The organism is Microvirga sp. VF16, assembly GCF_016864375.1.
Classification (GTDB): Bacteria; Pseudomonadota; Alphaproteobacteria; order Rhizobiales; family Beijerinckiaceae; genus Microvirga.
In genome coordinates, this window is record NZ_CP069354.1 from 2954182 (window position 1) to 2980177 (window position 25996).

Annotated in this window: 22 protein-coding genes; 11 read left to right on the top strand and 11 right to left on the bottom strand. The window is 61.1% G+C overall.

Annotated elements, in window-relative coordinates; translation table 11 throughout:
- Positions 1-79: 79 nt before the first annotated feature.
- From JO965_RS13825 to JO965_RS13860, 8 genes are all read left to right on the top strand, one after another.
- Positions 80-1291, top strand: a complete 1212-nt coding sequence (locus tag JO965_RS13825) for a D-alanyl-D-alanine carboxypeptidase family protein (RefSeq protein WP_203439472.1) — start codon at positions 80-82, stop codon at positions 1289-1291.
- Positions 1291-1965, top strand: coding sequence for a dTMP kinase (gene tmk / locus JO965_RS13830; RefSeq protein ID WP_203439473.1), 675 nt, complete (start codon positions 1291-1293; stop codon positions 1963-1965). The genes JO965_RS13825 and tmk overlap by 1 nt, the downstream gene beginning before the upstream one ends.
- Positions 1955-3019, top strand: coding sequence for a DNA polymerase III subunit delta' (locus JO965_RS13835; RefSeq protein WP_203439474.1), 1065 nt, complete (start codon positions 1955-1957; stop codon positions 3017-3019). The genes tmk and JO965_RS13835 overlap by 11 nt, the downstream gene beginning before the upstream one ends.
- Positions 3020-3066: 47 nt before the next feature.
- Positions 3067-4617 (top strand): methionine--tRNA ligase, encoded by a 1551-nt coding sequence (gene metG, locus JO965_RS13840; RefSeq protein WP_203439475.1) that lies wholly within the window; start codon positions 3067-3069, stop codon positions 4615-4617.
- 47 nt (positions 4618-4664) lie between these two features.
- Positions 4665-5996, top strand: a complete 1332-nt coding sequence (locus JO965_RS13845; RefSeq protein WP_203444183.1) for a family 1 glycosylhydrolase — start codon at positions 4665-4667, stop codon at positions 5994-5996.
- A 58-nt stretch (positions 5997-6054) separates the two neighbouring features.
- Positions 6055-6864, top strand: a complete 810-nt coding sequence (locus JO965_RS13850) for a TatD family hydrolase (protein WP_203439476.1) — start codon at positions 6055-6057, stop codon at positions 6862-6864.
- Positions 6861-7658, top strand: coding sequence for an MBL fold metallo-hydrolase (locus JO965_RS13855; protein WP_203439477.1), 798 nt, complete (start codon positions 6861-6863; stop codon positions 7656-7658). Before JO965_RS13850 ends, JO965_RS13855 begins: the two co-directional genes overlap by 4 nt.
- Before the next feature lie 260 nt (positions 7659-7918).
- A complete protein-coding gene (locus JO965_RS13860; protein ID WP_371826881.1) occupies positions 7919-9166 on the top strand; it encodes an ISNCY family transposase in 1248 nt (415 codons plus the stop codon).
- Between the two features lie 896 nt (positions 9167-10062).
- Here JO965_RS13860 and JO965_RS13865 read toward each other — a convergent pair.
- The 8 genes from JO965_RS13865 to JO965_RS13900 form a co-directional block, all read right to left on the bottom strand.
- The gene (locus JO965_RS13865; RefSeq protein WP_203439479.1) at positions 10063-10959 is read right to left on the bottom strand and encodes a DMT family transporter; all 897 of its coding nucleotides are present in this window, start codon (positions 10957-10959) and stop codon (positions 10063-10065) included.
- 84 nt (positions 10960-11043) lie between these two features.
- Complete coding sequence (locus tag JO965_RS13870; RefSeq protein ID WP_203439480.1) at positions 11044-11973, bottom strand: NAD(P)-dependent oxidoreductase; 930 nt, start codon at positions 11971-11973, stop codon at positions 11044-11046.
- A gap of 61 nt (positions 11974-12034) precedes the next feature.
- Positions 12035-13189, bottom strand: coding sequence for a mandelate racemase/muconate lactonizing enzyme family protein (locus JO965_RS13875; RefSeq protein ID WP_203439481.1), 1155 nt, complete (start codon positions 13187-13189; stop codon positions 12035-12037).
- Between the two features lie 12 nt (positions 13190-13201).
- Positions 13202-14410: a D-mannonate dehydratase ManD gene (manD, locus tag JO965_RS13880; protein ID WP_203439482.1), complete on the bottom strand. Its 1209-nt coding sequence runs from the start codon at positions 14408-14410 to the stop codon at positions 13202-13204.
- Between the two features lie 4 nt (positions 14411-14414).
- On the bottom strand, positions 14415-16115 hold the full coding sequence (locus tag JO965_RS13885; protein WP_203439483.1) for an ABC transporter ATP-binding protein: 1701 nt from the start codon (positions 16113-16115) through the stop codon (positions 14415-14417).
- Entirely contained in the window at positions 16112-17266 is a 1155-nt protein-coding gene (locus JO965_RS13890; protein WP_203439484.1) for an ABC transporter permease, read from the bottom strand. Before JO965_RS13890 ends, JO965_RS13885 begins: the two co-directional genes overlap by 4 nt.
- On the bottom strand, positions 17263-18249 hold the full coding sequence (locus tag JO965_RS13895; protein ID WP_203439485.1) for an ABC transporter permease: 987 nt from the start codon (positions 18247-18249) through the stop codon (positions 17263-17265). The genes JO965_RS13890 and JO965_RS13895 overlap by 4 nt, the downstream gene beginning before the upstream one ends.
- A gap of 75 nt (positions 18250-18324) precedes the next feature.
- Complete coding sequence (locus tag JO965_RS13900) at positions 18325-20265, bottom strand: ABC transporter substrate-binding protein (protein ID WP_203439486.1); 1941 nt, start codon at positions 20263-20265, stop codon at positions 18325-18327.
- Positions 20266-20434: 169 nt separating this feature from the next.
- Between JO965_RS13900 and JO965_RS13905 the strand changes: the two genes are divergently transcribed.
- The gene (locus tag JO965_RS13905) at positions 20435-21133 is read left to right on the top strand and encodes a GntR family transcriptional regulator (RefSeq protein ID WP_203439487.1); all 699 of its coding nucleotides are present in this window, start codon (positions 20435-20437) and stop codon (positions 21131-21133) included.
- 56 nt (positions 21134-21189) lie between these two features.
- Here the strand turns inward: JO965_RS13905 and corA are convergent, their stop codons facing one another.
- Positions 21190-22203: a magnesium/cobalt transporter CorA gene (gene corA, locus JO965_RS13910; RefSeq protein ID WP_203439488.1), complete on the bottom strand. Its 1014-nt coding sequence runs from the start codon at positions 22201-22203 to the stop codon at positions 21190-21192.
- A 181-nt stretch (positions 22204-22384) separates the two neighbouring features.
- Here corA and JO965_RS13915 point away from each other — a divergent pair, with 181 nt between their 5' ends.
- Complete coding sequence (locus tag JO965_RS13915; protein WP_203439489.1) at positions 22385-22852, top strand: hypothetical protein; 468 nt, start codon at positions 22385-22387, stop codon at positions 22850-22852.
- A 12-nt stretch (positions 22853-22864) separates the two neighbouring features.
- Here the strand turns inward: JO965_RS13915 and JO965_RS13920 are convergent, their stop codons facing one another.
- Together JO965_RS13920 and JO965_RS13925 are read right to left on the bottom strand one after the other, a co-directional pair.
- Positions 22865-23521, bottom strand: a complete 657-nt coding sequence (locus JO965_RS13920; RefSeq protein ID WP_203439490.1) for a protocatechuate 3,4-dioxygenase — start codon at positions 23519-23521, stop codon at positions 22865-22867.
- Positions 23522-23652: 131 nt separating this feature from the next.
- Positions 23653-24993, bottom strand: a complete 1341-nt coding sequence (locus tag JO965_RS13925; RefSeq protein ID WP_203439491.1) for a peptidoglycan-binding protein — start codon at positions 24991-24993, stop codon at positions 23653-23655.
- Positions 24994-25074: 81 nt separating this feature from the next.
- Here JO965_RS13925 and JO965_RS13930 point away from each other — a divergent pair, with 81 nt between their 5' ends.
- Complete coding sequence (locus JO965_RS13930; protein WP_203439492.1) at positions 25075-25947, top strand: DUF3365 domain-containing protein; 873 nt, start codon at positions 25075-25077, stop codon at positions 25945-25947.
- Positions 25948-25996: the final 49 nt, after the last annotated feature.

Here is a 25996-nt window from a genome sequence, read left to right on the forward strand (position 1 = left end):
GGGAGGGCGGGGCGTTGATTTGTTATTGACGCGCCACAGATTCGGGGTCTCCTAGGGGAAGATCCTGGAGAATCTGACGATGCGTCATGTTAAGATCGCCCGATCCCTGGCGGCGATTGGTCTTGTATGGGGTGCTGTTTCCCTTGCCGTTGTCTGGTCGCGAGCGGCGCAGGCGCAGAATTTCCAAACATCAGCGCCCACGGCCATCCTCATGGACGCCGACAGTCATGCGGTTCTATTCGAGAAGAATGCCGATGAACTGACCGCACCAGCCAGTATGGCCAAGGTCATGACGGCCGAGGTGGTCTTCAACGAAATCAAGAGCGGACGTCTGAACTTCGACAGCGAGTTCATGATCTCGGAGAACGCCTGGCGCAAAGGAGGAGGGGGGTCTGGCGGCTCTTCCATGTTCGCCAAGGTGAATACCCCTGTCCGGCTCGAGGATCTGCTGCGAGGTCTCGTCGTTCAGTCCGGCAACGATGCCGCGATCGCCCTCGCCGAGGGGATCGCCGGGACGGAAGACAACTTTGCCCGCATGATGAATGAGCGGGGAAAGCAGATCGGGCTTTCAAAGTCGACGTTCCGCAACGCGACGGGCTACGGGCACCCGGAGCAGAAGGCCACCGTTCGCGACTTGGCGAAACTCTCCCTTCACGTCATCGAGACATACCCGGATCTCTATAAGATGTTCGGGGAGCGGGAGTTCACCTGGAACAAGATTCGCCAGCAGAACCGCAATCCCCTGCTGTTCATGGATATCGGCGCTGACGGGCTGAAAACCGGCAATATCGACGAAGCCGGCTACGGGCTGATGGGGTCGGCTGTTCAGAACGGGCAGCGTCTGATCGTAGTGGTGAACGGCCTCAGGACGGCGAAGGATCGCGCGGCGGAGTCCCGCAAGCTTCTGGATTGGGGTTTCAGGGCCTTCGAAACCCAGCAGCTTTTCGCGGACGGGCAGGTTGTTGGCGAAGCTCAGGTTTTCGGTGGGAACAGACGGTCGCTGCCGCTTGTGTCCAAGAAGCCTGTTCGTGTACTTGTGCCTCGTGGGGAAAGCGAACGGGTGACCGCTCGCATCATCTACACCGGTCCTCTCAAAGCCCCCGTCCAGAAAGGCGCCGAGGTGGCCCGGCTCCAGGTCAACCGCGGTGACATGCAGGCTCTCGAAATGCCGCTTTACGCCAATGAGGATATCCAACAGGGAACGCTGAGCCAGCGGGCTCTGGATGGCCTGCTGGAATTCAGCACAGGCTGGGTGCGCCGCGCTTTCACGAGCGTGATCGAAGGCATTTGATGGCAGGCTGCTTCATCACGTTTGAAGGCGGGGAGGGTGCAGGCAAGTCGACCCAGATCGCGAGGCTTAAGAACCGGCTCGGGCAGCTCGCCCAGCCGGTTATTGTCACCCGTGAGCCGGGCGGCTCGCCCCATGCCGAGGAAATCCGCGCGTTCATTTTAGGCGGGCACGCGAAGCATCTCGGCCCCTTCGCGGAGGCCCTGCTGTTCGCCGCCGCCCGCATCGATCACCTGGACAAGACCATCACGCCGGCGCTCAGGAGTGGGACCCACGTCCTGTGCGACCGTTTCGCGGATTCGACCCGGGCCTATCAGGGCTCCGTGGGCAATATCGACAAGGGCTTGATCGACCAGCTCGAGACGGTGACCCTGCAGGGCGTGAAGCCCCACCTGACCTTCATCCTCGATCTGCCCGCCGAAGTCGGGCTCGCCAGGGCCGGAGCGAGACAGGCCGGGAAAGGCGAGGGGGCGGATCGGTTCGAGGAGGAGGATATTTCCTTCCACCAGTCGCTTCGCCAAGCCTACCTGTCCATTGCCCAGGCGGAGCCGAAACGGTGCGTGGTGATCAATGCGGACCAGGATCCGGATGAGGTCGAAACTGCGATCTGGACGGCCCTGCGCGAACGTCTGCCCCCAATGACCGAGCCTGCGACGAGGCCTCTCGATGTCGCGTGACGATCAGGATGTGGCCGAACCGGATCGGCTTGAGGGCGCCCCACACCCCCGGGAGCAATTCGCCTTCTTCGGCCACCGGGAAGGCGAGGAGGCCTTCCTGGAAGGGCTTCGCAGCGGCCGCCTTCATCACGCCTGGCTGATCGGGGGCGCTCAGGGCATCGGCAAGGCCACCCTGGCTTATCGCGTCGCCCGCGCCGTTCTCGATCCGCATAAAAGCGACGACCGAGCCGTTTCAAGCCTCGATGTGTCCGCCGACACGAACGTGGCGCGCCAGGTGGCGGCCCTCTCGCATCCCAATTTCTCGGTTCTGAGAAGGGCTCCGGCCACCGACAAGAAGGGGCCTTCGGCGACCATTCCTGTCGATGCCGTCCGCAAGGCGCTCGGCATGTTCGGCTCGACCGCGGCCGATGGCGGCTATCGGGTCTGTATCGTCGACAGTGCCGAGGACCTGACGATCTCGAGTGCCAATGCCCTGCTCAAGGTGATCGAGGAGCCGCCGCCGCGCTCGCTCTTCCTCATCGTCAGCCACGCGCCCCAAAGAGTTCTTCCGACCATCCGTTCGCGCTGCCGGCGCCTTCTGCTCCGCCCGCTGGAGGACCAGGACATCAAGGCGGCCATTGCCTCGCTCGGGTCTCCCTGGACAGATGTTCCGCGGGACCTTGTGGACCAGGCGCTGCGCTATGGCGAAGGCTCGGTCCGGCGCACCCTGGAACTGCTCGACGCCGAAAAGGTTGCCTTCATCGATCAGGTCACCCGCCTCCTGAACGGATTGCCGAAAACCGACACCAAGCAGGTCCTCGCTCTGGCGGAAGCGCTCTCGCGGCGCGATGCGGACGACAGCTACGAGCTGGCTCTCGAAACCGTACAGCGCTGGGTGTCCGAACGGCTCCACGAACGGGCAGGGCTCGGCGCGTCCCGCCTTGCGCCTTTGGTGGAGGTATGTGAGAAGATCGGCCGTTCGGCGCGCGAGATCGACGTCTTCAACCTCGACCGCCGGCCTTTCATCCTGACGATGTTCGACGATCTTGCCGATGCGGTTCGGCGGGCGGCCTGAAGCCTCGGCGTCGGAAGGATCTTTGATTTCAGGGCTTAGGATTCGACATGGCCGACAAGCAGAAATTCTACATCACCACGGCTATCTCGTACCCGAATGGGGCTCCCCATATCGGTCATGCCTACGAGGTCGTCGCGTCTGACGCGATCGCGCGCTTCAAGCGCATCGACGGCTATGACGTGTTCTTCATGACCGGCACGGACGAGCACGGCCTGAAAATCCAGCAGACAGCCGACAAGAACAGCACGACTCCGAAGGCCTTTGTCGATGAGATGGCTGCCAAGTTCAAAGCCATGGCCGATCGGCTCGACTGCTCCTACGACCGGTTCATCCGCACCACGGATGCCGATCATCTGCCCTCGACCCAGGAACTCTGGCGCCGGATGCAGGAGAAGGGCGATATCTATCTCTCGAAATATTCCGGCTGGTACTCGGTCCGGGACGAAGCCTATTACGACGAGAGCGAGCTGACGAAGCAGCCCGACGGCAGCTGGCGCGCGCCCACGGGAACGCCGGTCGATTGGATCGAGGAGGAGAGCTATTTCTTCCGCCTCTCCGCCTATCAGGATCACCTGCTTGCCCATTACGAGGCCAATCCGGACTTCATCAGCCCGGAAACCCGCCGCAACGAGATCACGAGTTTCGTCCGTTCCGGCCTGCAGGACCTCTCGATCAGCCGCACGACCTTCAATTGGGGCCTGCCGGTTCCCGATGCCCCGAAGCACGTCATGTATGTGTGGATCGACGCCCTCAATAATTACGTGACCGGGTGCGGTTTCCCGAACGAGAGCGATCCGCGCTGGCACTACTGGCCGGCGGATGTGCACATCATCGGCAAGGACATCGTGCGCTTCCACACGGTCTACTGGCCGGCTTTCCTGATGTCGGCGGAGCTGCCGCTGCCCAAGCGGGTCTTCGGGCATGGCTTCCTGCTCAACAAGGGCGAGAAGATGTCGAAGTCGGTCGGCAACGTGGTCGATCCGTTCGACCTCGCCGACACCTACGGCGTCGACCAGATCCGCTACTTCTTCATGCGCGAAGTGCCCTTCGGCCAGGACGGGAACTACTCCCACGAAGCCATCGTCAACCGCATCAATGCGGATCTGGCGAACGACCTCGGCAATCTGGCGCAGCGGTCGCTGTCGATGATCGCAAAGAACTGCGACGGGGCCGTACCGCAACCGGGCGAGTTCACCCAAGCCGATCAGGACATTCTCTGGCTGGCTGATGCCTTGCCAGGGAAGGCGAGGGCGGCGATGAAGGACTTTGCCGTTCATACGACTCTGGCTGAGATCTGGGCGGTCGTAGCCGAAGCCAACCGCTATTTCGCCTCCCAGGAGCCCTGGGTGCTGCGCAAGAGCGATCCGGCCCGCATGAACACGGTGCTCTATGTGACGGCCGAGGTTCTGCGGGCGGTTGGCATCCTGGCCCAGCCCTTCGTGCCGACGGCTGCCGCCAAGCTGCTCGACTTGCTGGCAATTCCGCCGGAGGGCAGGGCGCTTTCGGCGGTCGGGCCGGACCATCGTCTGGTGCCTGGGACCGCTCTTCCGCAACCTGCGCCGATTTTCCCGCGTTATATCGAGGCGGAGGCGTCCTGACGCTTCCGCTTTGATCGGCCCTCCGGGGCCCTCAGCGGAAGCGTATGATGTTCACCACCTTCATGTTCGCGACCGGTGTCGAGAACAGTAACCCAACCATCAACAATGGCCGCACCCGCATCGATCAGATGGAGAAATGCGGCCATTACACTCACTGGCGGACGGATTTCGATCTCCTCGAGGACCTCGAGATCCAAGTCCTGCGCTACGGCCCCCCGCTCCATAACACCTTCCTAGGACCCGGGCGTTATGACTGGTCCTTTGCCGATATAACCTTCGACGAAATTCTACAACGCAACATCATTCCGATTGTCGATCTGTGCCATTTCGGTGTCCCGGACTGGATCGGCAATTTTCAAAATCCGGATTTCCCCGATCTTTTCGGGGCTTACGCCGAAGACTTCGCACGCCGCTTTTCCTGGGTTCAGCTCTATACCCCCATCAACGAGATGTTCATCTGCGCCCAGTTCTCGGCGGCCTATGGCTGGTGGAACGAGCAGCAGAGCAGCGATCAAGCCTTCGTGACGGCACTCAAGCACATCGTGAAGGCCAACGTGCTGGCCATGGAGCGGATTCTCAAGGTTCGTCCGGATGCCCTGTTCATCCAAAGCGAGTCCTCTGAATACTTTCACGCAGACAACCCGGCGGCGATCAAGCCGGCCGAGATCATGAATGCCAGACGATTCCTGTCCCTTGATCTGAATTACGGCAAGCGGCTCGACTCGGAGATGTACGAGTTCCTGATGGACAGCGGCATGACTCGGGACGAATACCATTTCTTCCTCAGCCGCTCGTCCCTGCGCCACCACTGCATCATGGGCAACGACTACTATGTCACCAATGAGCACAGGGTTCAGGCTGATGGGATGACGAGGGCGGCCGGCGACGTGTTCGGCTATGACGAGATCACGCGGCAGTACTACGACCGCTATAAGTTGCCGGTGATGCATACCGAAACGAACCTCATGGAGGGGCCCAATGGCGACGAAGCGGTCAACTGGCTTTGGAAGCAATGGGCGAACGTTCTGAGGGTCCGCAACACAGGTGTGCCGATCGTCGGCTTCACCTGGTACTCGCTCACCGATCAGATGGACTGGGATACAGCGCTTCGGGAGGAGAACAACCGTCCCACGCCCGTGGGCCTCTATGATCTCAATCGCAATATTCGCCCCGTGGGGCGATGCTACAAGCAGTTGATCCACGACTGGTGCGATGTCCTTCCAGCGCAAAGCGTGTGCCTGACGGTGCCTGTGGTTCGGCCGCAGGAGTGCGAGGAAGCTCCGGTTCAGAGGCATCAGGAGCGGTTGCGCAACATGCTGCGCAAGGAGACGAAGGAGGATGACGAACCGGTGGCAACGGCTCAGGGCGTCCGTCGGTAGACGGGCAGGCTGATCCGCTTTATGCAGCTTGCTGCCGCAGAGGAGGGCGCCTTCACTGATGTTGGTCGATAGTCATTGCCACCTGGATTTCCCGGACTTTCAAAGCCGCCTCCCCGAGGTTCTGGCTGCGGCGGCTGCCGCCGGTGTAAGTCGCATGGTAACGATCTCAACCCATGTGGCCCGTTTCGAGACTTATCGCGCTTTGGCTGAAGCGCATGCGAGTGTCTTCTGCACTGTCGGAACGCACCCTCACAATGCGGCGGTGGAGCCTGATATCCCAGTTGAGCAACTGGTCGAGCTCTCGGTGCATCCGCGTTGTGTGGCCATCGGCGAGGCAGGCCTCGATTATCACTACGACAAGAGTCCGCGCGACGTGCAGCAGCGGGTTTTCCGCACGCATATCGAGGCCGCACGGGTGACCGGATTGCCTCTGGTCATCCATGCCCGTAATGCCGACGAGGACATGATCCGGATCCTGTCCGAGGAAATGGGGCGAGGGCGCTTCGATGCAGTTCTTCACTGCTTCTCATCCGGCGCAAAGCTGGCCGAGGTCGGCGTCGAACTCGGTCTCTATGTCTCCTTCTCAGGCATCCTGACCTTCCGGAACTCCGAGGAGATCCGCCGGATCGCCGCGGCCGTTCCTCATGAGCGTCTGCTCGTCGAGACGGACGCACCCTATCTGGCCCCCGTCCCGCATCGCGGCAAAACCAACGAACCCGCCTTCGTGGCCCATACGGCCCATGTGCTCGCGGACGTCATCGGAATGACCGATGAGGACGCTGCCACGTTGACGACGGCCAATTTCTATCGCCTGTTTTCCAAGGCAGCCGCCGCCGACGCGGCACTGGGGCTGGCATTCGCATCATGACATTGAGATTGACGATCCTCGGTTGCGGATCCTCGGCGGGTGTGCCGCGCGTGGGCGTCGGCTGGGGTGCCTGCGATCCGTCCAATCCCAAGAATCGGCGCAGGCGCTGCTCCGTCTTGGTCGAAAAGATTGGTCCGGGCGGCATAACGACCGTCCTGGTCGACACCGGTCCAGACCTGCGCGATCAGCTTCTCGGAGCCGATGTCCGGCGCCTCGACGCCGTTCTCATTACCCATGAGCATGCAGACCATATCCATGGGATCGACGATCTGCGGCCGCTCGCCATCGTCCAGCACCAGCGGATCCCGGTCTATGCAGACCGGATGACGAGCGAGCTGCTCCAGATGCGGTTCGGCTATTGCTTCGATACACCGGCCGGAAGCAGCTACCCGCCGATCCTGAAGATGCGCCATCTGCAGCACGGCGTGATGACGGCGGTCCCCGGACCCGGCGGCCCCTTGGAGGCCTTGCCGTTCAGGATGGTCCACGGGGATATCGATGCTCTGGGCTTCCGTTTTGGCGGCATCGCTTATGCGCCGGACGTGAGCCATATGCCTGCGGAGAGCTTGCCAGCCCTGGAAGGCCTGGAAGTCCTGATCCTGGATGCCTTGCGATACACGCCGCATCCGACGCATTTCTCGCTGTCGGAAGCCTTGGAGCTGATCGAGAGGGTCAAGCCGAAGCGCGCCATCCTGACAAACCTCCACACGGATCTCGATTACGAGAAGCTGCGCCGCGAGTTGCCGCCGCATATCGAGCCGGCTTACGATGGGCTGCAGATCGAAATGCGCTGAGGTTCGACGCGGATCTCGACGAGAGTTCTCGAAATCGTCTGGGAGGCGATCACAGGCGTAAGTCTCTCTAGGAACAGATCAATTTAAGTTCCATAATATATCTTATGCGAATTTTATTTGTAGCTGCCATATACAAATGTCAGTGCCCTGCCATTTAGAGATGTCAGTCCGTATGATCGTAACAAAGGATCATGAGGACACGGCGGGTGATGACGGTAGTGAGTATGAGCACGGCAGAGTTAAACCGACTGACAATCATCATGGATCTGGCGGAAAGCCGCCTCACCGCTCGCCAAGCCGCCAATATGCTGCGCCTGACGGAGCGGCAGGTCTGGCGGTTGCTGGGACGTTTCCGGCACGATGGCGCTGCTGGACTGGCGTCCCGCAAACGCGGCCGAGTGAGCAACCGGCGTCTGCATCCGGCTCTGCGGGAGATCACGATGAGCCTGGTGCGCGTGCATTACGCGGATTTCGGACCGACGCTGGCTGCCGAGAAGCTGGCCGAGCGTCATGATCTGCGCGTCGGCCGGGAGACCCTGCGCAAGTGGATGATGGAAGACGGTTTGTGGCTGGATCGCCGTCGGCGACTTCCTTCCGTGCACCAACCGCGCAATCGCCGGGAGCGCATGGGCGAACTGATCCAGATCGACGGCTCCAAGCACTGGTGGTTCGAGAACCGTGGGCCACAATGCACGCTGCTGGCCTATATCGACGATGCCACCAGCCAGCTCCTGCATGCGGCTTTCGTGTCCTCCGAATCCACCTTCGATTACCTGCGCGAGACGCATAAATACGTCACAGCCCATGGCCGCCCGATCGCCTTCTACTCGGACAAGCACGCCATCTTCCGGGTCAGTAAGACAGAGGCTGAAGGCGGTGACGGCATGACCCAGTTCGGACGGGCCATGCATGAGCTCAACATTGACATCATCTGCGCCAACACGGCCCCGGCCAAGGGCCGCATCGAGCGCTCGTTCGGCACGCTGCAGGATCGCTTAGTCAAGGAGATGCGGCTGCAAGGGATCTCTACGATCGCGGCAGCCAATGCCTTCCTGCCGGGGTTCCTGGCTGATCACAACCAGCGCTTTGCCAAAGCGCCATTCAGTAACTCGAATGCACATCGGTCTGTCGCGCAGGACATGGTGCTGGAAGACATCTTTGCCTGGAAGGAGGAACGTACGGTCACACACAACCTCACGCTCCAGTACGACAAGGTGATGTTCCTGCTCGAGCCCAATGAGATGACACGTCCGCTGGCCCGGCAGCGTGTGACGGTCATCGACTATCCGGACGGGCGGCTGGCGATCCGCCACAAGGGCATCGATCTGCCTTACCGCACCTATGACAAGCTCCAGCGGGTCACCCAGGCCGCGATCGTCGAGAACAAGCGCTTGGGGCCTGTTCTGGCGTATGTTGCGCAACTTCAGCAGGAGCGGGACGAGCAGCGCTCGGCCAAAGCGCCTCGCCGGCGTGGCCAGGCCGATCGCCACATGTTCAAGGTCAGCTGAGTGCAGCCATTCTCTTGGATAGATCCGAACTTAATGGTATTTTGAGGCGCTTCCAATTCGCTTTGATGGTATAATTTGGATGTTGTTTGATCCCTGCCCTGCAACCCTGACCAGCTCCGCAGGGATCAAACAACGCGCCGGCGCCATATGACTCATCCTATACTTCACTGACATTTCTATTTGGCGCCGATTGCGACATTTCTATCTTGCAATGACATTATTGGTGGGTGAGCGGAGCCATGAAACGTCCTCCGCTGCTCCCTCCTTCGGGTTCGGTTCTAAGCGTCGCACCGATCCGATTTGCGTTTGACCGAGTATTGGACAGCCATACTCGCAGGATTGCGGTTCATCCCTTCGGCTGATCACAGATGCTGCTCGGACCCGTGGATCGATTGCGATGCGTTTCTGGCAATCGTTCGTCCAGGTACCGATCGATCGGCTTGGGGCGATCACCGGCAAACCTTGATCAGCCTGCGGGTATGAATGTCTGGAACTGTTTTTGCCGGCTGGGATCATCTCTTTTCTTGCAGGGCTCCATTTTTGGCGGTGAATCGGATCCGTTTCGCCTAAACATGCTCCAAGGGTCGTTCGAGCGGCGGTGATGTGTCTATGGCAGGTGCTTGGAACCGTTATGGTTAACGCAGGGATTCCTTGCTCCAGCATCCTCAGGGCTTCGCCCCTCAATGCCTGAACCGAAATCCCGAACCGGCAGGCAACGTCACCAAAACCCTGGCGTTCCCGCTTCATGCGATTTGCAACATCACGCGGGACAGATGGTACGCGGGTAGTCCCGTCCCAGATGGCTCCGGATGCTGCAGAATAAGCGCGCGAAACCCGCAGCTCGATTCACTCGCCCTGCCCGCCTCTGCAGTCGATCCCCATCAACCACTTATGATCTACCGCTGCCGGTCCCACACAAGGGCTGCCAGGGGCATGACGTGGTTGCGCCTCAGGGTGATGATCAGGACACCGCAGAGCGCAATTCCCGTGCCGATGGCCATTCGCACGTCGAAATGATCGCCCGTGATGAGAAGTCCGAGCGCCACGGTCATCAACGGATTCATGATGGTCAGGGGCGCGATGAGGTTGGCTGGATATTTTCCGATGAGGCCGTAGTAAATGGTGTGGGCTACAAGAGATACGATCAGGGCCGAGAACAGCAGGGCCGCCAGGAAGGCCCAGCCGGCCTCCATTGCTTGCGGGATCTGATTGGCTTCGAGGCTAGCTGTGAGGAAGGTTAGCGGCAGCACGGAGGCAAGGCCGATCCAGGCCTGAAATCTCAGCGGCCGAACGCCTTCCATCTGCTTCATCATCACGGCCGCCAGCGAGCCCACAGCCGCGGATCCCAGGATCAGGAGGAGCCCGCCGGAGATCGGAAGACCGCCATTGGGATCCCACATCACGAGCACACCTCCCACGAATGTCAGTGCGATGCCTAAAGCCCGTCGCCAGTAGATCCTCTCTCCCAGCATCGCGACTGACAACAGGGTCGTGATCGGCAGGCCGAGCTGCGAGACGATGGCAGCGCTCGATGGGCTCGCCGTCTTGATTCCTAAGAAGAACAGAGCGAAGCCGCCTCCTCCCATGAAAAATCCGACCAGAAGAATGCGCCAGGTCGGCCTAGGCATGGGCAGCAGCCAAGGCAACGCCAGCATGGCGACGATGGCATAGCGGATGGCCGCATAGAACAGCGGCGGAATCGCCATGTCCGAAACGACGATCTTGCTCACCACCGTATGGGTCGCCCACAGCAGGCAGACCAGGAGCATCAGAGAGAAATCACGCAGAGCCATGATGTTGGATAACTCGACCCCGGCGTGCACCACAAATGCCAGATGCGTAGGGCTGGCATGCTTCCGCGTGTCTGAGACGGCTTTTCAAAGGTAACGATTGCATATCTGGGCGTTTTCACCTCGGGCCACATGATCCCAGATGTCGTCCTGCGGCTCGTATCCGATGAGCTGGCGGGTGGTCTCGATATCCCATGGCATGCCTTGGTTCGCTGACATGCCGTTGACGACGATGCCGGGCTGCGGCCAGGCTTTCGCGTCCGCGAGAAGCGCCCGCTCCATGACGGCCGTGAAGTCCCGGTTGGAGAGCCACATGTTGCGGAACCACCGCAAATCCCGTTCCGTATCCGGGCCGATATTTGTGTCGTCGCCGGGCAGGCCGGATGTGTTGATCGTCTCCGGCTTGTTCTCCCCGGGCTGACACCAGCCAATCCGGACGCAGACGGCTGTCAGCGCGCCGTTCGACCTTTGGGCTTCGGCGAGGCAGGCTCGCTCGCCCATCAGCTTGGACGCCGCATAGGCGAAGCCCTGGAGCATCTCCCGACCGTTGAACCAGCGGGTTCCCGGCCCCGGCGGCAGGGACGTCGTCAGACCGCCCGGGCTCAGAGTATCGGCCAGAGGCGCATCCTTGTATTGCCCCATCACGTGGTTGGACGAGGCGAACACGATCCGCTGCAGGCCGGCCCGGCTGGCCGCCGCCAGCAGAGCGAGCGTCATGTCGAAGGACGCTGAGGCATCGCTCCAGGGCGCATCGGGATACGGGTTCTGGGCGGCGAAATGCACTGCGGCATCGACCCCGGCCAGAGCCGCGTGCCATTGCATGTCGGAGGGATCTGCAAGATTGCCCGCAACCCACTGCACCCTGTCCACGGGTGCAACAGAAGCGGGTGCCGACCGATCGAGCGCGACGATCCGCTCGCACCAATCCCGTGTCAGGAGATGCGCGATCAGCTTCTGACCGAGATTGCCTCCCGCGCCTGTGATGAGGACAGAGCGAACCGGTTTCAAGGAAGTCATGATCGAACTGACGCTCCATGATAATGCTCAATAGGCAGTATCGCGCTGCCCGCGCCGACTGTCACCAGTTGGTGACCGAGCCGTCCCGCCTCCTCAGATGCGGCGCTTCCCAGAATTCGAAGCTCTGTCTCGCGATCAGCTCCTCGTTGACCTCGATCCCGAGACCGGGCGCATCGGGAACGGGATAGTGAGTTCCTGCCAGACGCGGCTGAACCGGGAAGAAGTCCGAGTTGTCGAACCCGAGATGCGTTTCCGCGGGGCTCGCGCGGGTTTCGAGCCAGGAGAAGTTCGGTACGGCCGCCGAGAAATGGATGGTCGCCGCCGTGCAGATGGGCCCGAGGGGATTGTGCGGCATCATGTCGACGTAGTGGGTTTCGCTCCACGCCGCGACCTTCATCGATTCCGTCAGGCCGCCGACATTGCAGACATCGAGGCGATTGTATTGGTGGATATCACGCTCGATATAGGGCTGGAACTGCCATTTCGAAGAAAACTCCTCGCCGATGGCGAAGGGAATGTCGGTCAGGCGGCGCAACGCCTCGTAGGAGCCCGGTGACTCGTCGCGGATGGGCTCCTCGAGGAAGTCGAGGGTGCCGGACGGCATCTTCTGGCAGAAGCTCGCGGCCTCCGCGACGCTGAGACGGTGGTGATAGTCGATGCCGAGGACGACATCCTCGCCCAGCGCCTCACGGGCCTTCACACACCATTTCGCCGTCGTCGCGATGTGCTCGCGCGGCTCGTAGATCTCTTTGTGTTCATGCCCCGAAGGTGAGAGTCGCATGGCGGTCCAGCCATGCTCGACCAGCATTCGTGCCTGTTCGATCATGGCCGGGCCCGGCTCCGCGAAGGTCGTCGCGAAGGTCGGGATGCGGTCGCGCTGCTTGCCGCCGAGCAGTTCGTAGACCGGCACGCCAAGAGCCTTGCCCTTGATGTCGTGGAGCGCGATGTCGATGGCTGAGATCGCCGCCTGTAGCACGCGGCCGCCTTCGAAATACTGGCTGCGATACATCTCCTGCCATAGGGCGCCGATCTTGAATGGATCGCGGCCGCGCAGGAATTCGGCATAGTGCTCAAGCGCGCCGACGACGGCCTTCTCACGACCGGACAAGCCGCTCTCGCCCCAGCCGTAAGTTCCTTCATCCGTCTCGACTTTCACCAGTAGCTGGTTGCGGATACCAACCTTGACGGCATAACTCTTGATCGCGGTGATCTTCATTTCGTCCTCGGATTACCAATGCCACAGAGTGCCGTCTTCGAGACGGTTCACGGGCAGATACGCGCGCTGGTAAGGGTACTTTTCCGCCAGCCTCTCATCGATATCGACACCATGGCCGATGGCCTCGCCCGGATGGAGGCAACCGTCGGACAGGCTCCAGGCGCTCGGGAAAACCTCAAGGATCTGCGGCAGATAGCCGGAATATTCCTGGATGCCGAAATTGGGGACCCACAGGTCGAGATGCAGGTTGGCGCCGAGACAGATGGGCGACATGTCCATCGCGCCGTGGCACGCGGTGCGGACATTGTAAACACTCGCAAAATCCATGATACGGCGCAGCGCCGTGACGCCGCCCGCATGCACGGTGGTCATGCGGACATAGTCGATAAGCTGCTCCTCCATCAGAAGCCGGGCATCCCAAATGGTGTTGAACACCTCACCCACGGCCAGCGGCGTCGTGGTGTGCTGGCGGATCAGCCGGAAGCCCTCCTGGTGCTCTGCCGCAACCGCATCTTCGAGCCAGAAAAGACGTGCGAATTCCAAGTCCTTGCCGAGCCGGGCGGCTTCGATGGGTGTCAAGCGATGATGCGTGTCGTGCAGAAGCTCGATGTCCCAGCCATGGGTCGCCCGTACTGCCTTGAAGAGTTCCGGCACGTAGCGCAGGTATTTCGACGTCGACCAAGTTTCCTCATGCGGGACCGCATCGTCGAGCGCGTTGTTCGTTACCGACTTCGCGCCCGTGCCGTAAACATCCGGAAGCCCCGGAATGCCGACTTGGACGCGGATGGCTTTGTATCCTTGCTCCTTGCGCCTGCCGACGGCTTCCACCGCCTCTGCGATGTCGCGGCCCTGGGCATGGGTATAGCATAGCACCTTCTCGCGGCTCGCGCCGCCGAGAAGCTGATAAAGCGGCATATTGGCGGCCTTGGCCTTGATGTCCCAGAGGGCGGTATCGATGCCGGCAATCGCCGCCATGGTCACCGGACCGCGCCGCCAATAGGCGCCCTTGTAGAAATACTGCCAGATGTCCTCGATGCGGCTTGGATCGCGGCCGATGAGAAGCGGTGCGAGATGGTCCTGCAAATAGGCGACAACGGCGAGTTCGCGGCCATTCAGCGTCGCATCGCCGACCCCGGTGAGCCCTTCGTCCGTAAAGATCTTGACGGTGACGAAGTTGCGCCCCGGCGAGCAGACGATAATTTTGACGTCGGTGATTTTCATCGATTTATCCGTTAGCTGAAAGCGTGCGGCCGGAATCGTACCGGAACCGGTTGTGGATGCGCCGATTGCGTGGATCGGGATGGGGAATGGCCGAGAGCAGCGCCCGCGTGTAATCATGCGCCGGATTGTTGACGACCTGATCGGTCTCGCCCATTTCGACGATCTTGCCGCGATACATGACAGCGACACGGTCGCACATGTAGCGGATCACCGACATGTCGTGGGAGATGAAGACATAGGAGAGACCGAGCTCGTCCTGCAGCTTCATCATCAGGTCGAGCATCTGGGAGCGCAGCGAGACGTCGAGAGCCGAGGTCGCCTCGTCGGCGACGATAAGCCTCGGATTCAGCGAGATCGCGCGGGCGATGCCGATGCGCTGCCGCTGGCCGCCGGAAAAGGCATGCGGATAACGCTCCCGCCAGGCCGGCTCCAAGCCGACCTGCTGCATCAGGTCGGCGACGCGGTCGTTGAGTTCCCTACCCTTCATGCCGGCGATCTTGAGCGGCTCGGCGATGATCTGGCCGACGGTCTTGCGCGGGCTGAGCGATCCCACGGGATCCTGAAAGATCATCCGGACCTCGCGGCGGATTTTCTCCAGCGCGCCCTTGTCGGCGGTGCGGATATCGACCGTAAGACCGTCCGGGCGGCGGTAATCGATGGCGCCGGCCTGTGCGTCGTAGATGCGCAGCAGGCAGCGTCCCATCGTGGTCTTGCCGGATCCGGACTCGCCGACGATGCCGAGCGTCTCGCCTGGTCGAACGCTCAAGGAGACGTCGTCGACTGCCTTGAGGCCCGAGGGGAAGGTCAGCGAAAGGTTCCGCACTTCGAGAAGCGGCGGGGTTCCGGCCGGGATTGCCGGTCGCGACAACCGAACCTCCGCCTTCTTCTCCAATTTGACGACGGAGTCGATCAGCCGGCGCGTATACGCGTCCTGCGGCGCATGGAAGATCTGCTCGACGGGTCCCCTCTCCATCACCTTGCCGCGATACATGACGAGGACCTCGTCGGCGATCTCGGCGACGACGCCCATGTCATGGGTGATGAAGAGCACGGCCATGCCGTGGCTCTGCTGCAGCCTTTTGATGAGATCGAGGATTTCGGCCTGCGTTGTCACGTCGAGCGCCGTCGTCGGCTCATCGGCGATCAGTACCGAGGGGTTGCAGGCAAGCGCCATGGCGATCATCACGCGCTGGCGCATGCCGCCCGAGAACTCGAAGGTGTAGCGGTCGATGGCCGCCTCGGGACGCGGGATCTCGACCTGCCGCAGGAGTTCGAGAACGCGCTCGCGCTGCTCGTGCTTGGGCGTGCCGAAGTGGATACGCAGCGCCTCGCCGATCTGCGTGCCGATACGGTGAACCGGCGAGAGCGAGCTCATCGGCTCCTGGAAGATCATGGCGATCTCCTTGCCGCGCACGCTGCGGATCTCCCGGCCCCGCGAGTCGAGCTTGGCGAGGTCGGTCGTCGAGCCGTCGGCGCCTGTGAGCAGGACGGACCCGCCCTCAATGTGACCGGGCCTGTCGACGATCTGCAGGATCGAACGCGCGGTTACGGACTTGCCGGAACCGGATTCGCCGACGACGCAGAGAGTCTTGCCGCGCTGCAGCTCGAACGAGACGCCGTCGACCGCCTTGAAGATGCCGGTACGGGTCGGGAAAACGGTCTTGAGGTCCCGAACCTCGAGGATCGTGTCCTTCGTCATGCTCATGCCACCGACTCGTAGGGATCTGCGGCATCGCGGAGACCGTCGCCGAGGAAATTGAGCGCCAGGACCGAGATAACGATGGCAGCGGCCGGCGTGAAGAGCAGCCACGGCGCCTGAGCGACTGCGCGAATGTTCTGTGCCTCCTGCAGAAGGACGCCCCAGGAGATGATCGGCGGCTGCAAGCCGATACCGAGGAAGGACAGCGCCGTCTCGGCCAGGATCATCGACGGGATCGCAAGCGTCAGGGTCGCGATGATGTGACTAATGAAGGACGGCACCAGATGGTGGAAGATGATGCCGATCTCGCTCATGCCGTCGAGACGGGCCGCGATCACGAAATCCTCGTTTCTCAGGGACAGGAACTTGCCGCGTACCTCACGCGCTAGGCTTGTCCAGCCGATCAGAGAAACGATCAGCGTGATGACGAAGTAAGTCCGGAGCGGTGGCCAGCCGACGGGGATCGCCGCCGCAAATCCCATCCAGAGGGGAATGGTCGGGATCGAGCGGAGCAGCTCGATGAAGCGCTGGATCGCGAGATCGATCCAGCCGCCGAAAAAGCCGGAGATGCCGCCGATGGTGACCCCAAGGATCAGGCTGATGAAGACGCCTACGAGACCGATGGACAGTGAAATCTTGGCACCGTGGACGACGCGAGAGAAGATGTCGCGACCGAGACGATCCGCGCCGAAGATGTACAAGCTGTCGCCCGGCTTCGGGTTCGTGAGGCCGAAGAGCTTGGTCTGCATCGGGATGAAGCCGAGCAGGTCATAGGGCTGTTGTGCCGGCACGAAGAAGGACACCGAGAGCGGCTTCGTCGGGTCGGGCGTGAACTCCCGGCGCATCGACTCGGTGTTCAGCGTCATCTTGAGCTGGTTGACATGCGGCTGGAACGAGCCGTCCAGGAACAGCGAGAGGCCCTGGGGCGGTGCATAGGTGAAGCGCGCGTTCGGGACATTGGGATCGAAGGGCGCGATGAAGTCCGCGAACGCCGCGACGAGATACATGAACACGATCACGACGAGGCTTAAGAGCGCGATCTTGTGCTTCTTGAACTTGAGCCAGAACAGGCGCCATTGGCCGGCGACGGCCATGTCCCTGCCGTGCAGATCGAGTGACGTCGTGGTCTCGGGCGGAAGGCTGGTGATATCTGTCATTGGAGCCGGATCCGCGGGTCGGTGATGGCGAGCAGGATGTCCGAGATCAGCGTGCCGATGATGGTGAGCACCGAGATCAGCAGGATGAGCGAGCCAGCGAGATACATGTCCTGGGCGAGAAGCGCGCGGAGCAGCAGCGGCCCGGTGGTCGGCAAACTCATGACCACGGACACGATGATCTCACCCGAAATGACTGCCGGCAGGATCCAGCCGAGGGTCGAGATCAGTGGGTTGAGGGCAAGGCGCACCGGATAGCGCAGCAGGAGCTCCAGTTCCGACATGCCTTTGGCCCGCGCCGTGGTGACATAGGGCTTCGAGAGCTCGTCGAGCAGATTGGCGCGCATGATACGCACCAGGGCCGCGAGCGATCCGAGACCGATCACCACGACCGGCAGCCAGACATGCCGGGCGAAGTCGACGAGTTTACCGAGGCTCCACGGCGCGTCGACATAATCGGGCGAGAACAACCCGCCGACGCTCTGCCCGAAGAAGGCGGACATGATGTACATGGCCGAGAGCGCCATCAGGAAGTCCGGCACGGCCAGGAAGAAGAAAGCCAGGAAAGTTGCGGTGTAATCGGAGATCGAGTACTGCCGCACCGCCGACAGGATCCCGATCGGGATGGCGATCGCCCAGACGAAGCACAGCGTCAGAATCGAGAGCAGCAGCGAGAAGCCGAGACGGTTCCAGATGAGCTCTGTGACCGGCTTGCCGAGCTCGAAGGATATGCCGAAATCGCCGCGGATCAAGATGCCGGCGATCCACTTGTAATACTGAACATAGATCGGCTGATCGAGGCCATAGCGTTCGCGCATGGCGGCGACCGTACCGGCCTCCACCGCACCGCCCTGGCTCGCCCAGTCCGCCATCAGGGTCGTGAGATAATCTCCCGGCGGGAGCTGGATGATGATGAAGGCTACGATGGAGACGGCAAACAGTGTCGGTATCGCGAACACCATTCGCTTGGTGATGTAACGAAGCATGAACCTGACCGTTCGATGAAATCGAAGGGGTATCCGGCGGCAGCACGCATGCCGCCGCCGGCACCAGACGGAGCCTTACTTGGCCGGCTTGTCGAAATACCACTGGGTCAGCGTCGGAGCCGGGTGCCAGAGATTGCCGGTGATCGGGATGCCGTTGACGACGTTCTTCAGGTTGTTCGAGGTCATCATGTATTTCGGCATGGGGCGCGAGATGCCGATGTTGAGGAAATTATCCGCCGACAGGTTGATGAATTCCTTCATCTTCTGGCGACGGTCGTCATCCGTGACGGCGGCGTTGACCTTGTCATAGGCGGCCATCAGCGCCTTGATCGATTCCGGCGGCTCTTCGCCCGTGGTGCGGTTCGAATACCACTCGCTCCACTTCATCGCGAAGAAGATGTCGGCCTTCTGGAAGGGCATGTAGCAGCGTGGATCCGTGTAGACCTCGGAAAGTCCGCCGACGCAGTTCCAGATATAGGCGTCCTGCTCGTTCGCATACCACATCGTGTTGAGGCGTGCGCGGTCGGTGGTGCGGAGCTGGATATCGATGCCGATATCCTTGGCGTATTTCTGCACCATCTGCATCACGTCCGGATAGGACAGGCCGAAGACGTCGGCCACCATGAAGTTGATGGTGAAGCGCTTGCCTTTCTCATCAAGACGGAAGCCTTCGGCATCCTTCTTCGGCATGATCTTGTCGAGGATCTCGACCGAGCGCTTTGGATCGAACTCGGTGTATTGCTTCGCCTGGCGCTCGTTATGGAGCTCGTGCTCGGGCTGGACAGCCACCTGTGACGGAGCCCCCTGCCCCACATAGACGAGATCGATGATCTCCTGGCGGTTGATCGCATGGCTGAGCGCGATCCGGAAATCCTTGTTCTGGAAGATCTTGCGCTTGACCGGATCGGTCGAGTTCAGGTTGAGCAGGATGACCGCGTCATTCGCCGGCAGGTCCTTCACGTCCACGAAACGGTAATTGCCGGTTTTCTGGCCATCGAAGAGCACCGACTTGAAGGTCGCGTTGTTGATGTGACGGAAGGCGAAGTCGAACTCGCCCGAGGTCATCTTGAGTGCCATGAGCTGCGGATCGTCGAGCTTGGCCCAGGTGATTCCGTCGATATAGGGGAGCTGGTTTCCGGCTGTGTCCACCTTCCAGTAATAGGGATTGCGGGTTGCGACCACACGCTCGCTGTCGGCATAGGGAACGGTCAGCACCCAGGGATTGAGCGTCGGCAGTTCGAGGTTCTGCCAGAACGGCGGCTGGAAGGTCAGCGAAACCTTGGAGTTGAACAGCGCCACCCAATCGCCGGCGGCGGGATTGGCCTTCAAGAGCGCCGGGATGCCGTCCTTGTTGTACTTCTCGTGAAACTTGCTGAGGTAATGCTTGGGATAGATGACCGGCAGGTGGCCCTGGCCATAGGCAAGCTGTTGCAGGAAGAGGCCGTAGGGCGACTCGAACTTGAACTCCACCGTCTGATCGTCGATCTTGGTCACCTTCACCGGCTTGCCGGCGACCGTGAAGGTCGGGTTCTTGGCCGGCGAGAGCGCGTTGTTCATGAACACGTCTTCGTACCAGAACATGATGTCGTCGACCGTGAAGGGCTGACCGTCGCTCCACTTCAGCCCCTTCCGGAGCTTGAACGTGTAAGTGGTCGCATCCTCGGAAGCCTTGAACTCCTCGGCGAGCGACGGCACGACCTTCTTCCATTGCGGATCCCAGCGCACGAGCAGTTCGTTGGCGATGGTGCGGGTCAGATTGTAATGGTCACCGTTCGCGAGGATCGTCGTGCGCAGGGTGCCGCCATATTTGCCGACACCGTCGATCATGGTTTCCACATAGGGATTTTCCGGGAGCCGGTTGGCAACGGCGGGCAGCTTGCCTGCCTTCACCTGCTCATCGAGCATCGGAGCCTGCTTGTAATCCGCTGCGCCGGCCGGGGACATCGCCCCTAGAAGCATGGCGCCTAACAGGCCTGTCGACATGACGAGGCCGGGCAGCTTGTGCTGGTAGCCCATAGCGTTTTCTCCTCTTGGCCGGCTTTTTGCCGGCTCCCTCCCGAACCACGGCTTTTCGGCCGTCGCACGGAAAAGTTTTCAAATCGTACATTATTTGTCAATCTGAATGTATGGTTTAAGATGCTTCGCGCTTGGCAAGTGAGGGCCGAGTGAATAAAGAAACATTCCTATGAGAACGATTGCCAGCATTCGACAAGCTGTTCCCGAACGTGAGGACGAGGACACAGGCCCGTCGGTCTATGACCGACTGCGGGACGACATCATTCACGGGCGCGTCAAACCGAACGAGCGCCTCAAGGTGTCCGAGCTTGCGAGCCGCATGGGCACGTCCACCAATCCCGTGAGGGAGGCTCTACAGCAGCTGCGTGGCGAAGGCTTCGTCATCATGACGCCGAACCGCGGCGCCCGCGTTCGCCCCATCGACGAAGAATTCGTACGGGATATCTGCGAGATCGAAGTGCTTATCGAGCCGGCCCTCACCCGCTGGTTCGTCGGGATTGTCACGAACGCCGAGATCGAGGAGTTGGAGCGCATCCAGGCAGAAATCGAGGCGCTCAATTTTGCGGACGAGATGAAGCACTCCAATCTCGACCTGCGGTTCCATCAGCTCATGTACGACCGCCACTATAATCGCCATGCGGTCGATCTATGGGTGCGCCACCGTCAGATCCTCTGGGCCATCAGCCGCCGCTTCCCGACTTCGCTGAGCCGACAAACGAACGTTCTGGAAGAGCATCGTGAGCTGATCGCCTGCATTAAGGCGCAGGATGCCGAGGGGGCCGCACAGGTGATCGCCCGGCATGTCAACGGTTCCGGCCGGCACATCATGGAACGCATGCGCCTAGCCCGTCTCTCATCGCAGCAATAACAGCCTCGTGCGTGCGGAGCGCTCCCACATGAACGCCCTGTTCTGAGCAGGGCGGCTCAGAGCCACTGCTTCCGGCGGAAGCGCCAATACAGCCATGAGCAGATCACCGCGATGAACGCCAGCACCAGTGGATAGCCGTAATCCCAGTGCAGTTCGGGCAGAACATCGAAGTTCATGCCGTAGATACCGGCGACTGCGGTCGGCACTGCCAGGATGGCCGCCCAGGCGGCCAGCTTGCGGGTGATCTCGTTCTGCTGCGCCTGTCCGGTCATCAGGCTGCTCTCGAATGCGAAGGCCAGGACCTCCCGCAACGACTCGATCTCCTCCTGCACCCGCCGGATGTGGTCCGAGACATCGCGGAAGAGCGGGTGGAGCGTGCTGTCGATCCCCGGCAGGCCCGGCTGCTCGAGGCGCCGGCACACCTCCACCAGCGGCACCGCGGCATTGCGCAGGCGCAGGAGATCCCGGCGCAGCTGGTAGAGCCGCACGATCTGGCCCTGTGGCTGGTTCGCGCTCAGGATGCCGTCCTCGATCCCTTCCACCTCCTCCTGGATCATCTCGATGACCGGCATGTAATTGTCGACGATGAAGTCGAGGATGGCATAGAGGATGAAGTCCTCACCCTCCGAGAGCGATTTCGGCGCCGCCTCGCAGCGCTCCCGCACCGGCGTGTAGGTCGTCGAGGCACCGTGGCGAACAGAGACCACATAGCCACGTCCGACGAACAGATGCGTCTCGCCGAAAGCGATGCGTCCTTCCACCATCTGGGCCGTACGGGCAACGACGAACAAAGCTTCGCCATATTGCTCGACCTTGGGACGCTGGTGGGCCTTGAGCGCATCCTCGATAGCGAGTTCATGCAGGCCGAACTCCGCCTGAACCTTTCTCAGAAGATCGAGGCTGGGCTCATGCAGGCCGATCCACACGACATGCCCGGGCTTGCGCGACCATTCCCCGGCTTCCTCGATCGGGATCTCCATCACACGCCGCCCGCCCGCATAGACCGCCGACGCGACCACGCCGGGAGTATTCGTGGACGGAACGGAGACGAGCTTGAGAGGCTTTGCCATGACGATCCAACGCATAACGCTTCCGGCCGTTGCCATGATGAACCGCGTGCAGGCTCCCCCGCAAGCACCATCCTGGGCCGGTGGTGGATCCGGGGACGCCGTGATACGTTGACCGAAGTGCAGATTGAGCCGATCGCCCGGCTGGCCGGGTTTTACGGATGGCCTGCAGGGGATCGACCCGATGACCAAGACCGTCACATCCCTCTTCCACAGCGAACACCACGCGACCACCGCTGCGAACCGTCTGAAGCAGGCCGGCATTCCGGCGGACGCCATCGACATCTGGACGACCCCGCACAACCTGCCTCCTCTTCTGGAGGATCTCGGCGTGTCGCGTGCCGATGCTTATGCGTATCAGGAGGGCGTCATCCGCGGCGGCACTGTGGTGATCGTGAGATGCGATGCGTCTGAGGTCGGCACGGTCGCGGGCATTCTGAATCAGGAAGGCGTGCTCGATCTCGACGAGCAGCAGGCCGCCTGGCGCTCGGAAGGATGGGAAGGCCCCGCCGCGGGGCAAGCTGGCGATCTCACTGGATTACCCGAGATGCCCCCGGCTGGGGCCGACGTCACAGTCGAGAGGACGGAAGTCATCATCCACGGCCGGATTCGCATTCATCCCCGCAGGGGAGAGCGTCAGACGCCCGAATAGGCTCGCTGGCGATCACGCCGCCACGACAATGTCGAACTGCCCATGGAGAGCGCCGGCCTCGGGCGATTGCGCCGCGAGCAGCGGAACAATGACGCTGCGGCGAGCATTCGGATCGCGAATACCGTTTAAGACGCCGTCACGGGCGTTCAGAGGTTCGCCCTCGATATACATCTGCGTGACCAGCCGCCCCTGCCCCGGCACATGCACGGCAAAATGAATATGCGGCGTGCGGCCAGGATATGGCACTGGCCGAATGGTGCGGAAGCGATAGCGCCCCTGCTCATCGACCTGCATGCGGCCATAGCCCTGGAAGGCGTGGTCGATGCGCCCCTGCCCGGCCGCCCGAGGATGACGATAGACGCCGTTGGCATCGCATTGCCAGATCTCGACGACGCTTCCAGGTCTCGGCTGCCCGCGCATGTCGAGCACACGGCCCGATACATGGATCACCTGCCCTATCGCCCGTGCGGCTTGGCCAGTCACCCGGACAAGATCATTGTCCATGTCGGGGGGGAATTCGACGGGGTAGAAAGGTCCCTCGGTCTGCCCCGGCGTCGCGACAAGCTCGGCTGCGATCAGGATCCTCGGCGCGACTGCCGCCGCAACGATAACTCCGGCCTGGATCAACACGGACCGACGATTGGGAGAGATAAAAGACTGAGGAGTCATTGGAACCTCGGGCTCCGATTGGTGGACCCGAGGATAAACCAGCCCTGCCCTCATGCCAGATCACGAGCGTCAGGATCGCATGAACGTGATGAACGCGTTAGATCAGTGAGTGGGTAGCAGCGAGCCTTCACTCACTGATCTTCTTTCGGAAGGAGCGCATCAAACTGCTCGGCCGTCAGGTAGCCCGTGATCGCCGCGCTGCGGCTTCGCTGGTAGCCCATGATCGCTTCCCGTGTCAGCGGGCCCATGATGGCATCGATCGGACCCGTATAGAGACCCAATTCCCGGAGCCGTTGTTGGATCAAACGGCGTTGCTTTTGCCCGAGCTGGGCGTCTTCTATCGTCGGCGCCACGGACACATGCCTCAATTGTTCCGCCTGGGCGGCCGCGATCTGAGCTTGGGCTTCAACACGTTTGGCCTCCTGCTTGGCCTTTTCAGCATCCGCCTGAGCGCGCTCGACATCGGCCTGCGCTTTCTTGGCATCGGCCTGAGCTTTCAGCACTTCGGCCTGGGCCCGCTCGGCCCTGAGCCGCTCGTCGCGCGCGCGGGTTTCTGCCTGCTCACGCGCGCGCCGCTCCTCTTCCAGCTTTCCTTCGATTTCCTCCGTCTTCTGGACACCGACAGCTGGTTGTGGAGAGATCGCGGCGACAGATTGCGTTGGAGGCGCGGGAGTAGGTTTTGCGAGATTGACTTCGTCTACGCGCCCGAATACCGCCCCTAAATTGCCGTTCGAGGCAATCTTGATCGCCTCGGTGAGCGACGGGCTTGGTTGCTGGAGCAGTTTGGTCAGCGCCTCTGCAGCCTGCTCGCCTGCGGCGTCGATGCGGGATACCGGAATGCGAGCTGAGCTGGAGAAAATGGTGACGGCGTTCTTCGGGACTTCACTGGTGAACTGAGGCCTGGCATCCAATCCTTCGATGGGGTTCTCGAAGGTCGGCGACGTCATGAAAAAGAACACACCACCTGTCTGCGCTCGCCCGACGATCTGCGCAATATTGGTAGTCGAGAGGGCACGTGACAGCAGGTCGGTCGCTCGCCCGAGTTCGGTGTTGGTTGTTAGGAAAAAGGTCTGGCCACCCCAGGCCACGCCGTGCCCGATCAAGACGACGAACGCGAGATCGGATCCTTCCGCTTTCGCCGCGAAGTCTCGCAGATGAGCTCTGGCCGTCGCATTGCTCGGATTGGGGCTTACGATCACTTCAAAGCCCCGCGCTTTGAGAGCCTCGGCGATCTCGGCGCCCCGCTTCGTCCCGATGCTGGATTTCGGAAGTTTCTGATAATCTTCCGCCGTTAGGACTAATGCGATTCTTCCAGCGGCATGAGCGGATGCGATGCCCATCAGCAGCAAGGAAAGCGCAAAGACGACGCCTACCCCGAAATTCAGTATCGGATGTCCCCGATTAAGCCCTCCCAATGTGCTTTTGCGCACAGAGGATCTGCCTGCAAATCCACCTGCTTGACCGAAATGCATGGCACGTCTCCAAGACTTGCATTATCATGGAATCCGGTAGTTGTTACGCGAACTAACCTCTCGAGCCGTTGGAGATATCCCGTGGGATTACGGCTGAAATTCAATATCATTCTCGCCGTCTGCTATCTGCTTGGACTCAGCTTATCAATTTATCCATTTTATCAAATTTCCAGGCGGGAAGCCATGGAACAGCTGCAGTCGCAGATCGATGTTCTGCGAGCGCAAGCGCTTTCCATACGCCGCTATACCTCGGAAGAAATTCAGCCCTTGCTGGCTGAACATTCCAGCGTTCAGTTCCTGCCGCAAACGGTTCCGTCGTTCTCTGCACAGACGGCTTTCCGCAATTTCCGAGGGTTCTACCCGCAGTTCTTCTACAAGGAAGCAGCACTCAACCCGACGAACCCCGCGGATCTTGCGCGCGATTGGGAGCGGGAACTCATCGAGAAACTCCGCGCAAATCCTGACCTGACCAAGGACGTCAGCTTTCAGACGATCGACAACCGTTCCCACTACACGGCAACCTATCCCCTGGTGATCAGGGACGAGTCTTGTCTGACCTGTCATTCGACGCCGGACAGGGCTCCTCCCTCGATGGTTGCTCTTTACGGCAACAAGAATGGATTCGGCTGGAAGCTTAACGAGACGATCGGAGCACAGATCATTTCCGTGCCCATGGACATCGCCGAAGGATCGATCTGGCGGAATCTAGGATTATTTGTCGGCACCTCGAGCATCATCTTCCTGATCTTGCTGATCCTGCTCAACATCCTGCTAAATCGGTATGTGATCAGCCCGGTGACGCGAATGGCGAAAACTGCAGAGGCCGTCAGCATGGGCGATGCATCTGTGGCCGAGTTCGAATACCCAGGTTCGGACGAGATCTCATCCCTGTCACGCTCGTTTAACCGGATGCGCAGGAGCTTGGATAGCGCATTGAAGATGCTTGAAAAGTGATCAATACGATTGATCCCTGGCCTAACAGAACCAGATTACCGCTCGTCAG